The following is a 14247-nucleotide window of genomic DNA, read 5'->3' on the forward strand; positions in this document are numbered from 1 at the left end:
ATGAGTGGGTATTGGAGCGAAATTATTACCGGCGGTAAGAGCCTGGTCACCGGCATGATGATCACCGCCCGGGAGTTTTTTAAACCGGTGGTGACCGAACAGTATCCCTGGGAGGTGCCAACCATGACACCGAAATTCCGGGGCCATATTGAGCTGATTGGCAACGAGGAAACCGGCGCACCCAACTGCATTGCCTGCGGTATGTGTCAGCGTGCCTGTCCCTCTGGCTGCATCACCCTGTCCAGTAAGAAAAACGAGAATGGAAAAGGCAAAGTGCTGACTTCCTATGTACTTGACTTTACCAAGTGCAGTCTCTGTGGATCCTGTGTGGAGAGCTGTAATTTTAACGCTCTGCGTTACTCCATGGTCTACAACCTGGCCAGCTTTGACAAAAATGACTTTATCATCGACCTGATGAAACGGTTGGAGGATCAGAACATATGCAAACGTTAGTTGCTCAGACGGGTGCTGCCCCCAGCCTGTTCTCACCGGAAGGTGTGGTTGGCATCATCTTTTTGTTGACGGTGGCTCTGGTCGTTGCCGGAGCGTTCATCGCGGTCAACTCCAAACGGTTGGTTCGCGCTGTTGCCGGGCTTGCCGTCTGTTTTACCGGTTTGGCCGGCGTCTATTATTTTCTGCTCAGCCCCTTCTTGGCTATGATGCAGATGCTGATCTACGTGGGAGCGGTTTCGATCCTGATTGCCTTTGGTATCATGATGGCGACTCCTGAAGAACAGCAGTCCGTTGGAATGAAAAGCCGTTCCGCCCTGGCTGGTCCCCTGGCTGCCAGTGTTTCCGGGCTGCTTTTTGCCGCCCTGAGCCTACTGGGCCTGAAAACCGAGTGGCAGGTCTTTCCCCGCGAGGGAGCCGGCGACATCAAGGCGGTCGGTCTAGCGCTGTTGACCAACTATGGGTATGTGTTCGAACTTATTTCAGTCGTTCTGCTTTTGGCCATCATCGGCGCCTTGGTGCTTGCACAGAAAGGGAGAAATTAACCGATGCAACTGCTCAATCTATACAATTGCCTCACCACCTATCTGGTGATCGGCGCCCTGCTGTTCTCCTTTGGGGTGTACGGTATGGTCGTGCGTCGAACCGTAATCGGCATGCTGGTCTCCTCGGAGTTTATTCTGGCAGCCGCCTCAACCAACTTCATGGCCTTCAGCCGCTTCACCTCTCCTGAACCGGCAGTGGGTCAGATTTTTACCCTATTCATCATGGCTATTGCTGCAGCAGAGGCAGCTATCGCCGTCAGTATTCTGATCGCAGTCTATCGCAATTATAAATCGATAGAAACTGATGATCTGACTGATCTGCAAGGATAAGGGGAGAGAGAAACTATGCATGCCCTGACCCCTGAACTTGCCCCTGTTGTTGAAAATGGCAACCTGCTGCTGGCAGTGATTATTCCACTGTTCGGCAGCCTGGTTGTCATGACCATGAAGAAACACCCGAACCTGCGGGAGTTTATCTCCTCCTGCTCTTCGGTCCTGCTCTTTATAATGGTCCTGACCTTCATCCCCGCCATCAAGGCCGGACAGACCCTGCACTTCACCCTGTTTGAACTGTTGCCGGGACTTTCCATAAGCCTCCGCGCTGATGGTTTTTCCATGATCTTCGCTCTGGTGGCCTCCTCCCTGTGGATCATCGCGGTCTACTACTCCATGGGGTATATGCGCGCCCATGATGAGCCCTGTCAGACTCGCTTCAATGCCTGTTTTGCCCTGGCCATCTTCGGTGCCATTGGTGTGGCCTTCTCGGATAACTTGCTGACGCTGTACCTCTTCTATGAGATTGTATCCGTCTGCACCTATCCGCTGGTTGCCCACCATCAGGATGCGGAATCGTATGACGGTGCCCGCAAGTATATTATTTACCTGACCACCACCGCAAAGTTCTTTTTGCTGCCAGCCATCATCCTGATCTATGTGCTGTCCGGGTCACTTGATTTTCCGCATTCCATCAATGCGGGCATCATCCCCAGTTCAGCCAAAGACTGGGTTGTGATTATGCTCTATGTGTTCTGCATTTTCGGCTTTGCCAAAAACGGTGTTATGCCGTTTCATCACTGGCTGCCAGGTGCCATGGTCGCGCCAACTCCGGTCTCCGCGCTCTTGCATGCGGTTGCCGTTGTTAAGGTCGGTGTCTTCTGTACCACCCGCACCATGCTCTATGTCTTTGGTGTGGATGTCATGGACAAGTTGAACCTGGGAATCCCCACGGCCTACTTTGTCGGCTTTACTATCATTGCCGCCTCGATGATTGCCCTGTCCAAGGACAACCTCAAGGCGCGTCTGGCCTACTCGACCGTGAGCCAGCTTTCTTATATTATCTTGGGTGTGGCTCTGCTCACGCCCCATGGTATTGAGGGCGGATTGATTCACATCGTCAACCATGCCTTCTCCAAGATCACCCTGTTCTTCTGTGCCGGTGCGATCTATATCGCGGCCCACAAGAAATACATCTCTGAGATGTCCGGTCTGGGCCGGACCATGCCCTTTACCTTTGGTGCCTTTGCTGTGGCCTCGCTCTCTATGATTGGAGCGCCTCCCGTGGCTGGCTTTGTTTCCAAGTGGTATCTGCTGGTCGGTTCCATGGAGGCTTCACAGGTGGGTATCCTTCTGATTCTCATCGCCTCCACTGTCCTCAATGTTGGCTACTTTGCTCCGATCACCTACAAGGCCTTTTTTGGGAAGCGCCCGGGTGGTCAGGCTGAAACCGGCATCAAAGAGGCACCGTTGTCCATGTTGATTCCGATTCTGATCGCAGTCACCATTTCGGTCATCATCGGTATCTACCCCAACTTCATGATGCAATTTGTCAGGATGGTCATAGGATGATTGCCATAATCAAATACCTGCAAGCCCGGTTGAAAACTGTGGTTGTGGTCTGCTACGCGCTCCTGGCGGTTACTGCCGCAAGCTCGCTCTTGGTTGATACACACCACGCCCATAGCTGGGTGGAGCAGCATGTTCCCTGTTTCTGGTCTCTGTTCGGTTTTGCTGCGGCAGCCACGATCATAGGTGTGGCACGCTGGTTTGGCCGCTCCGGCATCCAGGCCCCGACCGATTTTTATACCCGTTCCCAATCCAGTGAGGAAGAAGCATGACCCCTGGTTTTATTCATCCCTCATTGCTCCTGATAGGAGGGGCGCTGTTGCTGCCCTTCATTCAGGGGCCGTTGCGCAAGCCCTATCTCTTTCTTGTGCCTCTGTTGGCCTTATGTGCAGTGGCCCTGAATACAACCCTTTCCGGAACCTTCGGCCTGTTTCAGTTCATGGACTGGCAACTGGTCTTTGGCCGCATTGACAAGCTCTCCACCGTCTTTGCCCTGATCATGGCCCTGATGGCGGTGATCGGTACCCTCTACGGACTCAAGGTAAATCGAGCCGGTGAGCACATGGCCGCCTGGTTTTATGCTGCCGGTTCTCTGGGGACCATCTACTGTGGCGATTACCTGAGCCTCTTCTTCTTCTGGGAGATGATGGCCTTCGCCTCGGTCTTTTTGATCTGGTTCCGTCGCGGTCCGCAATCGCTGCAGGTGGGCTACCGCTACCTGCTTATCCATACCATCGGTGGTATTATTCTGCTGGCAGGCATTATGCTGCGCTACCAGGCTGAGGGGAACATCACCTTCAGTTTGCTGGATGTCACCCATCCGCAGCCCTACACCTGGCTGATCATGATCGGCTTTGCCCTGAATGCCGCTGTGGTTCCGCTGCACTCCTGGTTGCCGGAAGCCTACTCCGAGGCCTCGTTCAACGGTGCTGTTTTTCTCTGCGCCTTTACCACCAAGACCGCAGTCTATACCCTGGCCCGCGCTTGCGCCGGTATGGAGATCCTGATCGTGCTGGGTGTGATCATGGCCTTGTATGGTGTTATTTATGCGGTCATGGAAAACGACATACGTAAACTCCTGGCCTGGTCCATTGTCTCCCAGGTGGGCTACATGGTGGCTGCCATAGGTATCGGTACCGAGATGGCGATCAACGGTGCGGTTGCCCATGCGGTTGCCCATATTCTCTATAAGAGCCTGCTCTTCATGGGGACCGGCTCTGTGCTGTACATGACCGGTAAATCCAAGTTCACCGAACTTGGCGGGCTCTATGCCAAGATGCCGGCCACCTTTTTCTTTACCATGATCGGTTGTCTCTCCATCTCAGCAGCGCCGTTTTTTGCGGCCTGGGCGAGTAAATCCATGATCATTGGCGCCGGTTTTGAACATCACATCTCCTGGGCCTCTTGGCTGTTGATGTTTGGTGCCACCGGTACCTTTATGTATAACGGTCTCAAACTGCCGTACTTCCTGTTCTTTGGCAAAAACAACTGCAGTGAGGAAACCTGGGAGGCTGCTGGTGATCCTCCCTGGAATATGATGATCGCCATGACCCTGGGGGCCACCCTCTGTATCGTGGTTGGTACCGCGCCTGGCTTTCTTTATGAGCTCCTGCCTTACCATGTTGAGTACAATCCCCACACCATGTATCACTTCATGGAGACCCTGCAGTTACTCGGCTTTGCAGCCCTGGCCTTCTTTTTGTTCAAAAAAGCTGTCGAGCCTGTGGATCGTATCTGTCTGGATATCGACTGGGTCTACCGTAAGGCAGGCTGTGGTTTTCTCTGGCTCGTCAAAAAGCCGCTGCAGGCGATTGACACTGGTTGGGGTGAGGCCTACCGGGTGGTTGGCTTGAGTTCGCTGATGTCGATGAGCCGCTTCTGGAGTTGGTTTGATTGGAACGCCATTGACGGTGTTGTAGACGGTATTGCCCGCCTTGTACGGGGTATCGGTAGCAAGGTTCGACTGCTGCAGAGTGGTCAGATTCAGATCTCTTTGTACTACGCCTTCTCGCTGGCTGCCGTTCTGCTTATAACCTTTATTACTTTTCAGCTGCTTTGAGGGGAAATAGCACATGGATTTGTTAGTGATTAAAGAGGGTTTTCCCCTCCTCAGTTTTCTTATCTTTTTTCCCTTGGCGGGATCTCTGGTGCTGCTGTTTTTCCATGGTGAGGAGTTTGCCCGCAGATGGGCTCTGGCCATTACCAGTCTGACAGCGCTGTTTTCCATTCCGCTGTTGACCGGGTTTGATGCAGCCTCAACCAAGTACCAGTTTGCCGAGGCCTACAAATGGATTCCCCAGTTCCATATCAACTATATTGTTGGTATGGACGGAATTTCCGTTCTTCTGGTGCTGCTCACCACCTTCATCATGCCTTTTTGCGTGTTGGCGAGCTGGAAGTATATCCAGAAACGGGTAGTGCAGTTCATGTTCTGCCTCCTGGTGATGGAGACATCGATGATTGGCGTGTTTGTCGCCCTTGACTTCATCCTGTTCTACGTCTTCTGGGAGTTCATGCTCATTCCCATGTATCTCTTGATCGCGATCTGGGGTGGCCCACGAAAGGCCTATGCATCCATTAAGTTTTTTCTCTACACCCTGGCTGGCTCTGTCCTTTTGCTGGTGGCGATCATTGCCTTGTATCTCAAATCCGGATCCTTTTTCATTCCGGAGATGATGTGGCAGCCGTACTCAATGACCTTTCAGGTGCTTGTCTTCCTGGCTTTTTTTCTGGCTTTTGCGATCAAGGTGCCGATGTTTCCCTTTCACACCTGGTTGCCAGCTGCCCACGTTGAGGCCCCGACCGCTGGTTCGGTTATCCTGGCATCCATCCTCCTGAAAATGGGTACCTACGGTCTGCTGCGCTTTTGCCTGCCCATCACCCCGGATGCGACTGTGCTCCTGGCCCAGCCCATTTTGTGGTTATCCATTGCCGGTATTATCTACGGTGGGTTTACCGCGCTTGCCCAGCACGACATGAAGAAGCTGATCGCCTATTCCTCGGTTGGCCACATGGGCTTTGTAACCCTGGGTATTTTTGTGCTCAATACCCGCGGTGTGGAAGGCGCTATCCTCCAGATGATTAACCACGGTGTCACCACCGGTGGCCTTTTCCTCTGCGTGGGGATGATCTACGAGCGGACCCATAGCCGTGAGTTGTCACTGGCTTCAGGCGTTGGCAAATACATGCCCTGGTTTGTAACCTTTCTCGCCTTCTTCTCGCTCTCTTCTTTCGGGTTTCCCGGCACCAATTCCTTTATTGGTGAGTTCCTGGTTTTGGCGGGCACCTTTGAACATAATATTTTTCTGGCGCTGGCTGCTATTCCCGGTGCCGTGCTGGCAGCTGCCTACATGCTGCGCATGCTGCAGAAAATTGTCTGGGGTGGAACCAACAACCCCGACCAGTCCTACCTCAAAGATCTGGGGATTCGTGAGATCATTGTGCTTACCCCCTTTCTCCTCTTTGTTTTCTGGATTGGTCTCGGGCCGCAGCCCTTTATTGATCTGATGCATGGATCGGTGACTCACCTGCTGGATCAGTTCCAGACCTGGCAGCAACACGGTCAGGTGGCTTCGCTCCTGCTCAAATAACGTTTTCAATTACTGTTACTCTGACCAACCCGTCTCCCTTATTGGGAGACGGAGTTTGGGGAAACACGAAGAAAGGCTCACTCTATGGTTATCCTTCCCGAACTTGTGCTGCTCATAGGTGCTCTGGCACTCTTTTGCGTCAGCCTTGGAAAAAATGTATCCGAACAGGCCGCCAAAAACGTGGCCATAGTATTTGGGCTCGGAACCTTTGCCGGTACGCTGCTCGCCTTTAATGAACAGGGGACCCTGTTCTACGGGGCTCTTGCCGTTGATCAGTATTCCCAGCTTTTTAAGCTCATGATTAGTGGAGCCCTGGCTGTTTTTCTCATCTTCAGCCAGTCGCTTAAGGCCATTGATCAGAAAGTCAAACCTGAGTACTACATGTTTCTCATGCTCAGTGTGCTCGGCTTGATGCTCCTGGTCAGCTCTGTTGAGCTGATGGCCATCTTTATCTCGCTTGAGCTTTCATCCTTTGCCCTCTACCTGCTCGTTCCCATGCGTGATGATGCAACCGGCGTCCGCGTGCAGATGGAGGCGGGCATGAAGTACATCCTCTTTGGCGTCATGGGCACCGGCTTCATGCTCTACGGCATGAGTCTGCTCTTTGGTCTCACCGGGAGCACCTATCTGGCCAACGTGGTTGAGTTTTATGCCGAAGGCAACCTGCAGCCCACTGCTATGATTGCCCTGGTGCTCGTTCTTGCCGGGTTTCTTTATAAACTGGCCGTCTTTCCCATGCACTTTTGGGTGCCGGACATCTACCAGGGCGCTTCCAATGAGACCACCGGTTTCATTGCCACCATTCCCAAACTTGGGGCGGTTGCACTCCTGATCCGTTTTCTCTCTCTGAGTGGTGAGCATTCCACCTTTTTGGTAAACTTGATGGCCGCTCTCGCACTCGCCTCCATGTTCTATGGTAACCTGAGTGCGTTGGTGCAAAAAGATATCAAGCGTATGCTTGGTTTCTCAGGTATTGCCCACGCCGGCTTTATCATGCTGGGCCTGCTCTCCCTGGATAGCCAGGGGTATGGTCTGGCCATCTATTATATAGCGGGTTATGTGGTGATGAATCTGGCCTGCTTTCTGGTCATCAGCAATGTGAGCCAAAAGGGAGAGAACCTCTGCATTGAGGATTTCAACGGCCTCTACAAGCGTCAGCCGGTTCTGGCTTTTGTCTTGGCGATCGGTCTCTTTGGCCTGGCCGGTATTCCTCCCTTTGTTGGGTTTATGGGTAAGTTCATGATCCTGACCTCTGCCTTGAGCGGGGATCACCTGGTGGTCGTCTGTCTAGCAGCGATCAACACGGCCATTGCCATTTACTATTATCTCTCGGTGGTCAAGGCCGCCTATACCGGTGAACCGGGCGAGCAACCCGATGTAACGGTTCATCCCATTATTCAGGTCACCGGAGCCGTGCTGGTGATGGCCATCTGCATCATGGGAGCGCTTCCTGCCAAGTTCGTTGCCTTTGCAGGGACGGTGGTCCAATCAATTCAGTAACAAAGGTTTCAACAATAAAAAAAGGGACGCCAATTTGGCGTCCCTTTTTTTATACTCTGTTTACGCTGAGCCGATTGAGATCGACTTAGGCGAGATCTTCCAGGCCAGGAGCAGGGAACTTGGCGCAGAGTGCTTTTACTGCGGCAGCGATTTCTTCCTGGAGTGCTGTATTGGCGGGGGCGGAGACAATGGCATCGATCCAGAGGCCGAGCTGTACCATCTGTTCCTCTTTGAAACCACGGGAAGTAACCGCACAGGCTCCCAGGCGAATGCCTGATGGATCAAAGGGTTTGCGTTTGTCGTAGGGAACGGCGTTGTAATTTAAAACAATGCCAGCCGCATCAAGGGCCTTGGCTGCAATCTTGCCGGTAACCTCTTTGTTGGTCAGGTCAATGAGCATCAGGTGGTTGTCGGTACCGCCGGTGACCAGGTTGAAGCCCTTGTCAAGCAGAGTCGTGGCCAGTGCCTGAGCATTTTTCACAACCTGGGCCGCGTACTCCTTAAAGGCGTCGGTGGATGCCTCTTTCAGGGCTACGGCAATGGCTGCGGTGGTGTTATTATGTGGTCCGCCCTGAAGGCCAGGAAAAACAGCCTTGTCAATGGCTGCCGCATATTCGGCCTTGCACATCACCATGGCCCCTCGCGGTCCGCGCAATGACTTGTGGGTAGTGGTGGTAACCACATCGGCGTAGGGGAACGGTGAGGGGTGTGCGCCGCCTGCGACAAGTCCGGAGAAATGCGCCATGTCCACGAAAAGAATTGCCCCGCAGGCATCGGCGATTTCACGGAACGTCGCAAAATCAAGCTGACGGGGATACGCAGAGTGGCCGGCAATGAGAATTTTCGGTTTACAGGCCAGAGCCTTTTCACGAATGGCCTCATAGTTCAGCAGCCCGGTTTCTTCGTCCAGTGAGTAGGATTCCGCGTTGAAGTATTTACCAGAGATGGAAACCTTGGCGCCATGTGTCAGGTGGCCGCCATGTGGCAGGGCCATGCCGAGGATGGTGTCGCCAGGGCTTAAAAAGGCGAGGTAAACAGCCAGGTTGGCAGGAGAACCGGAGTAGGGCTGAACATTGACGTGCTCGGCACCAAAGACGTCTTTTGCACGTTGTATGGCCAGGCTTTCCACCTGATCGATAAACTGCTGCCCTTCATAGTAGCGTTTACCGGGATAGCCTTCAGAGTATTTGTTGGTCAGGACTGAGCCGGTGGCCTCCATGACAGCCTTGGAAACATAGTTTTCCGATGCAATCAGGCGGATTTTATCTTTTTGCCGAAACTCTTCCTGCTGGATCAGGTTGAAAATATCCGGATCTTGCTGTTGTAAGGTGTGCATAGTAACTCCTTCGATGTCAGAAAAGCCGATCCCGGTTAACACATCCGGAATGACCATTTTCGGGGTGATGCTGGCATTCAATCTCAACCGTATTCCCCGTAGAGGCGGTTGTAAAGAGGCTTATGGTGGGAGATAAAAAATTAACATCTTAATCAACCTGTCTTTCCTTGAACAGCAGAAAATAAGGAATTTTGCCAGTGAATACCGTTTCTTTCTTGGAAAATTGGAGTGTCATTGTAAAAAAATGGGGCAAATTGACTCCTCAAATTTTTTGAGACTAGGTGGGAAAGAGAATGATATTTTATTGATATAGCTCATCTCCCCTTGGAAAAACTCCAACAGTAAGGTATCCTTCCTGACCACTATTTGCTCTGCCACCATGACTGAGAGCCAATATCATTATAATCGTTGGCAGGCCAGTGAGTGAATAGTGACGAGAAGAGGGGGGCAATACAAACCTTAGACTGAAAAGAGGTGTCTAAAAAGCAGTCAAAGAAAATAAAAAAATCACAGCACAGGCTTCTGCCTCTGTGTGCTGCAAGTGGGATAGACGCAGCAGTGAGATACTGTTGCCCGTAGGCCTCGACGCTCGTCAGGGGGAACGTCTTGGTTTGACCAATTCAAATGCTATCGAATTACCAGGTGTAAATAATGGAAAAGAAAGCGTTATTTTGTTATGGGACATTGCAATCACCACTTGTGATGAAAGCCGTGACCGGGCAATCCTATGATGGACGGGAAGCAATATTGAGCAACTGGGCCCGATTTCGAGTTCAGGGATCCGAGTATCCGGGGATAATTCGAAAGGAAGAGGCAAGTGTGACAGGCAAAGTCTACTGGGGGTTGGACGAGGCCACCATGTCACAGCTTGACGAATTCGAAGGGGACAAATACGAACGGGTTGTTGTTGAGGTGAGTCTAGCCGACGGGACCAAAACCGACGCCTGGGCCTACGCGATAAAGGACGAGTGTAAAAAATTGCTTTCCGATGATCCTTGGGATTTTGACCGTTTCATGCAATACGGACTGGAGAAGTTTATCCATTGGTTTGTTGAAGATCGGCGCGATCTTTTCGATCGGGGCGATCTCTAAAATTCTCCATTGCATCCGATTTCCGGTCACTCTTGCGTCAAGGGTGACCGGAAACGTATATCCTCTCTACCATTCTACCCGTTTTGCTGCAGGCAGGTCCGGATTGGGTCTGTAGAGCAAAATCATCCTCCCTATTACCTGTACCAGTGCCGCCCGGCACAGTTCTGAAAGCTCTTCCCCAGCCACACTCCGTTCAACGGGGCAGTTCTGCCCCAGTTTTATTTTGACCAGTTCCCGCGCCTTCAGGGCCGCCTCAAGCGATTGGTGCAACGGTTCGGATAGGCCTTCTTTGCCCACATAGACAACGGGCTCCAGGTGGTGGCCCAAGCTGCGCAATCGTTTTTTCTGGGAGCTGGTGAGTTCCGGTTTTGGTATCTTTTTTTTCGATGAAGTCATAACTATACGAAGTGGTTTATCTAGGGGTGATTTACTGGGCCAGTGAACTCACGAGTTTGTACCCACCAACCCAGGTGCCGACGGCAGAACCCAGGGTTGTTAACATAAATACCAGAAAAATGCGCAGCAGTTTATTCTGCCACCAACCTTTTACCGTGGTGATGGCATTGCTGACCTGCTCAAATTCCTTGACGACCGGAGGCTTTGCCATAACCTGGACAAAGGCGCAGACATATCCCGCGCCAACAAGTGGAGTCAGGCTGGTCAAAGGTGAGCCGGCAAAACCAGCCAATACCGTAAGCGGATGGCCAAGGGCAACCGCAGCTCCCACCGCTGTGGGAACGGCATTGGCCAAAATCCAATAGAGAGCATTGGCACCGAATTCTTCCATGCCGTGGCGCAGTCCAATGCCAAAAAGGGTCAGAAGAATGAGGGCTGGTATACCCCAGCCGATAATTTTACCCATCGAACTTGCAGGAGGGAGGTTGGCAATTTCTTCCATGCGGTGTTGATTGTCCTGACTGAGTACCTGTCGGATTCCTTCCATGTGTCCGGCCCCAACCACGGCCACCACTCGAGATCCTTTGGTTTCCTTAATCTTCTCTGCCATGTAGATATCACGCTCATCGATAAGCACGGCCTTGGTCTGGGGGAGGGCATCGGCCATTTCCTTGATCAGTTCGCTGAGCACATCTTTGCTGCGCATTTCCTGCAGTTTTTCTTCCGTGAGCTCTGTACGGTCAAACAAAGAGGCAATGAGCGTGGCTAAAAGATATCCTTTTTTCCAGAGAGAGGTTGCCCGCCAGGCTCGGCGCAGGGTGATGCGGACGTCACGGTCACATAGGGCAATGGGGATCCCCCTGTGCTCTGCGCATTGTGCCGCTGTCAGCAGCTCTGTGCCTGGCATGATGCCCAGTTGTCCGCCCAGTTTTTTCTGATAGGTCGAGAGGATAAGATTGACCAACAGGGTGGTGAGTTGTTTGCTTTTGATGACCTGTTTGAGATCAAGGTTTTCCCAGGCTTGGGGCTTGGAGAGCGCGGTGAAACGTTTTTCATCGAGCTCGATACAGACCACATCGGGCTGTTCCTGCTCGATGACCTGTTTCACCAGGTCTGTGGATTGCTGTGAAATATGAGCTGTACCAACCAGAAGAATAGTCTTGTCCTCTTGCTGAAGGACTGCAACATCTTCTGGGTAATGCTGTTGGGGGAAGAGTATTTGTGACATATCGGATTGTTTGTATCGCAAAGTAGTGGCGAGCGAGGCACCAGAGTGTGGGGCACGTTTAGGCTGTTCGTAAATCAGCAGTTGCAAGAGGATATCATAGCTCAGCCAGCCTTTTTCTCCACCAATACCTGTGAGACGGGCTAAAATTTTTTTCCGAACCGATCAGGGGGACGCACCAAAAACAGGCATTTTCGAGTCAGTAAGCTATTGCTGGGGGGCTTCGAAACTAGGTGTTGGCCTGCACAGCTATACTCGGAGGTCCATGGGCTGATAACATCGCAGATTCGATGCACCGTGACCGCAAATATATTTTTTTAAGAGCGGAACCACAACAAAAGAGGAAAGGCCCCCTGTCTGCAAATGGAGACGGACAGGGGGAAGGGGAAATCAGCCTTTTTTTATCAGGAGTTTGTTGCCGGTGCGCAACAGGTTGTCGCTAAGTTTGTTGAGTCTGCGAAGATCTTTGGTGGATGTCTTGAAGCGGCGAGCAATGGTGCTCAGGGTATCACCGCGTTGAATAACATACCAGGTGGCTTTGGCTGGTGCTTTGGCAACCGTTACCCCGGATGTCGCCTGGAGGTTTCCGCTGCGTGTTCTGCTGGCTCCTTTTGTTTGCACCGGTGCCATGGCCAGAGCAGCTCTGGGCGTTTTGATGGTTTTGGAGGATCTGCTGCTGGGAGCTTTTGCCAGCGTTGCTTTGGGGAGATGGCGGGGCACATAAATGGCCAATTTCTGGCCGAGTCGCAGTTTGTTGGGATTTGTCAACGCATTCCAGCGCATAAGATCTTTAACAGATACCTTGTAGCGTTGGGCTACGCTTCCCAGAGTCTCGTTCGCCTGCACTCGATGGTGCAGTGATTGCTGCACTGTGCGCCCGGATTGGGTGCTACGCTGTGGCCTGTCTTGAGATGCCAGGACGTAGCGGGTGGTGTAGGTGGGGACACGCAGTCGCTGGCCAACACGAAGAAAAGAAGAACGCATCTTGTTGGCTTTACGAAGCGATCGCATGCTCACTTTGTAACGTTGGCAGATTCCTGAGAGCGTTTCGCCCCGGCGAACAGTGTGGGTCGCGTAGACCGTCCGTTTTACCGGCTTGAGATTGTTGATATTGGCGGCGACCAGATTTTTGGTTCCCGGTGGAATGCGCAGGCTGTACCTTCCTCTGGGAGGTGTGTGATCACGCCTGAGTTCTGTGTTGAGCTCTCGCAGTGTCTTCACTGAGGTGTTGGCTATCACCGCCACCGCAGATAGGGAAGCGCCACCAGGAACGGAAATTTCCTCAAAAGGTTTCGGTTCATTGTATTTGATATCAGTGAAACCGAATCGTTCTGGATCACGACCTATGATAATTGCTGCTATCAGTTTGGGTACATAACGTTTGGTTTCCTGATACAAACGCTCCGTATCGGAGATGGTCCAGAAATCCTTGGTGTCGTAGGCCTCGATGGCATCGGCAATGCGTTTTTCTCCGGTATTATAGGCGGCAACCGCCAGGTACCAGTTGTCAAACTGGTTGTGGAGCTTGGAAAGATAGCCAATTGCAGCCCTAGTAGCCTTAACTGGCTCGCGTCGTTCGTCAACCCATGAGTTGATTTTTAAGCCGTAGGTGCGTCCGGTGGGCGCGATAAACTGCCAGAGGCCGCAGGCGTGCGCCGGTGAATAGGCACGGGGATTGTATCCCGATTCAATCATGGCCAGAAAAACCAGATCTTTGGGCAGACCTGCTTTGACCAACTCGGGCTCTATATAGGGCCGGTAGGCCATCGATCGTGCCAGCCAGCGTGCATAGGAGCGCCGTTGTTTGCCCTGAAACAGGTCAAGGTAATACTGAACCTGTTCATTGAGGACAATGGGGAAATCGTACTTGGAGGCATCAATACCGGCCTGCTCCAAGCTTGTACGTTGCTCCGCACTCAACCCTTTCAGAGCTGCGAGTTCCTCGGTTGCGCTTTCTTCCGGTTCAGAGACAGAGATATCCTCATCCACCGCACAGGCGACTTCCTGCTGAAGCGCGTGTGCAGCAAGGGAGTGTTTGTTGGGGGAAGAACAGGAACTCAAGGAAAAGCAAAGCAGGGCAATACAACAGGGGGGGAGCAGAACAGGCAATACTTTCATAACTCACATCCGGTCTATGCAGCAGGGCTGCAATGAAGGGAAATTGGTATTCTGCGATCAACAACATGATGAACACAAATTTTTATTGGAATATTTCCTTTAACATTAATTTTTACAGGAAAACAAGAAAAAGTCTTTGATACCAAAGTATTC

At 52.1% G+C, this 14247-nt stretch carries 13 protein-coding genes; 9 read left to right on the forward strand and 4 right to left on the reverse strand.

The annotated features are described in order from the left end of the window. From JWJ90_RS16120 to JWJ90_RS16155, 8 genes are all read left to right on the forward strand, one after another. Entirely contained in the window at positions 1 to 453 is a 453-nt protein-coding gene (locus tag JWJ90_RS16120; protein ID WP_205228238.1) for a NuoI/complex I 23 kDa subunit family protein, read from the forward strand. Then, positions 441 to 995, forward strand: coding sequence for an NADH-quinone oxidoreductase subunit J family protein (locus JWJ90_RS16125; protein WP_205228239.1), 555 nt, complete (start codon positions 441 to 443; stop codon positions 993 to 995). Before JWJ90_RS16120 ends, JWJ90_RS16125 begins: the two co-directional genes overlap by 13 nt. A 3-nt stretch (positions 996 to 998) precedes the next feature. Beyond that, on the forward strand, positions 999 to 1325 hold the full coding sequence (gene nuoK / locus JWJ90_RS16130) for an NADH-quinone oxidoreductase subunit NuoK (RefSeq protein WP_205228240.1): 327 nt from the start codon (positions 999 to 1001) through the stop codon (positions 1323 to 1325). A 15-nt stretch (positions 1326 to 1340) separates the two neighbouring features. Beyond that, the gene (locus tag JWJ90_RS16135) at positions 1341 to 2840 is read left to right on the forward strand and encodes a monovalent cation/H+ antiporter subunit D family protein (RefSeq protein WP_205228241.1); all 1500 of its coding nucleotides are present in this window, start codon (positions 1341 to 1343) and stop codon (positions 2838 to 2840) included. Then, positions 2837 to 3109 carry a hypothetical protein gene (locus JWJ90_RS16140; RefSeq protein ID WP_205228242.1) on the forward strand — a complete coding sequence of 91 codons (273 nt, stop codon included), beginning with the start codon at positions 2837 to 2839 and terminating at the stop codon, positions 3107 to 3109. Before JWJ90_RS16135 ends, JWJ90_RS16140 begins: the two co-directional genes overlap by 4 nt. Further along, entirely contained in the window at positions 3106 to 4896 is a 1791-nt protein-coding gene (locus tag JWJ90_RS16145) for a Na(+)/H(+) antiporter subunit D (RefSeq protein ID WP_205228243.1), read from the forward strand. The genes JWJ90_RS16140 and JWJ90_RS16145 overlap by 4 nt, the downstream gene beginning before the upstream one ends. A gap of 13 nt (positions 4897 to 4909) precedes the next feature. Beyond that, a complete protein-coding gene (locus JWJ90_RS16150) occupies positions 4910 to 6427 on the forward strand; it encodes a complex I subunit 4 family protein (RefSeq protein WP_205228244.1) in 1518 nt (505 codons plus the stop codon). Between the two features lie 84 nt (positions 6428 to 6511). Next, positions 6512 to 7927, forward strand: a complete 1416-nt coding sequence (locus JWJ90_RS16155; protein ID WP_205228245.1) for an NADH-quinone oxidoreductase subunit N — start codon at positions 6512 to 6514, stop codon at positions 7925 to 7927. Positions 7928 to 8012: 85 nt separating this feature from the next. On the opposite strand, the gene JWJ90_RS16160 is transcribed toward JWJ90_RS16155, so the two are convergent. Further along, entirely contained in the window at positions 8013 to 9263 is a 1251-nt protein-coding gene (locus JWJ90_RS16160) for a serine hydroxymethyltransferase (RefSeq protein WP_205228246.1), read from the reverse strand. A 651-nt stretch (positions 9264 to 9914) separates the two neighbouring features. On the opposite strand from JWJ90_RS16160, the gene JWJ90_RS16165 reads away from it, so the two are divergent. After that, positions 9915 to 10355, forward strand: coding sequence for a gamma-glutamylcyclotransferase family protein (locus JWJ90_RS16165; RefSeq protein WP_205228247.1), 441 nt, complete (start codon positions 9915 to 9917; stop codon positions 10353 to 10355). Between the two features lie 66 nt (positions 10356 to 10421). On the opposite strand, the gene yhbY is transcribed toward JWJ90_RS16165, so the two are convergent. The 3 genes from yhbY to JWJ90_RS16180 all read right to left on the reverse strand — a co-directional run bounded on the left by yhbY (position 10422) and on the right by JWJ90_RS16180 (position 14094). Then, positions 10422 to 10751: a ribosome assembly RNA-binding protein YhbY gene (gene yhbY, locus JWJ90_RS16170; protein WP_205228248.1), complete on the reverse strand. Its 330-nt coding sequence runs from the start codon at positions 10749 to 10751 to the stop codon at positions 10422 to 10424. Between the two features lie 31 nt (positions 10752 to 10782). Then, a complete protein-coding gene (locus JWJ90_RS16175) occupies positions 10783 to 11979 on the reverse strand; it encodes a TraB/GumN family protein (protein WP_205228249.1) in 1197 nt (398 codons plus the stop codon). 387 nt (positions 11980 to 12366) lie between these two features. Continuing rightward, positions 12367 to 14094 (reverse strand): lytic transglycosylase, encoded by a 1728-nt coding sequence (locus JWJ90_RS16180; protein WP_205228250.1) that lies wholly within the window; start codon positions 14092 to 14094, stop codon positions 12367 to 12369. Positions 14095 to 14247: the final 153 nt, after the last annotated feature.

Source organism: Desulfobulbus rhabdoformis (assembly GCF_016919065.1).
GTDB classification, from domain to species: domain Bacteria; phylum Desulfobacterota; class Desulfobulbia; order Desulfobulbales; family Desulfobulbaceae; genus Desulfobulbus; species Desulfobulbus rhabdoformis.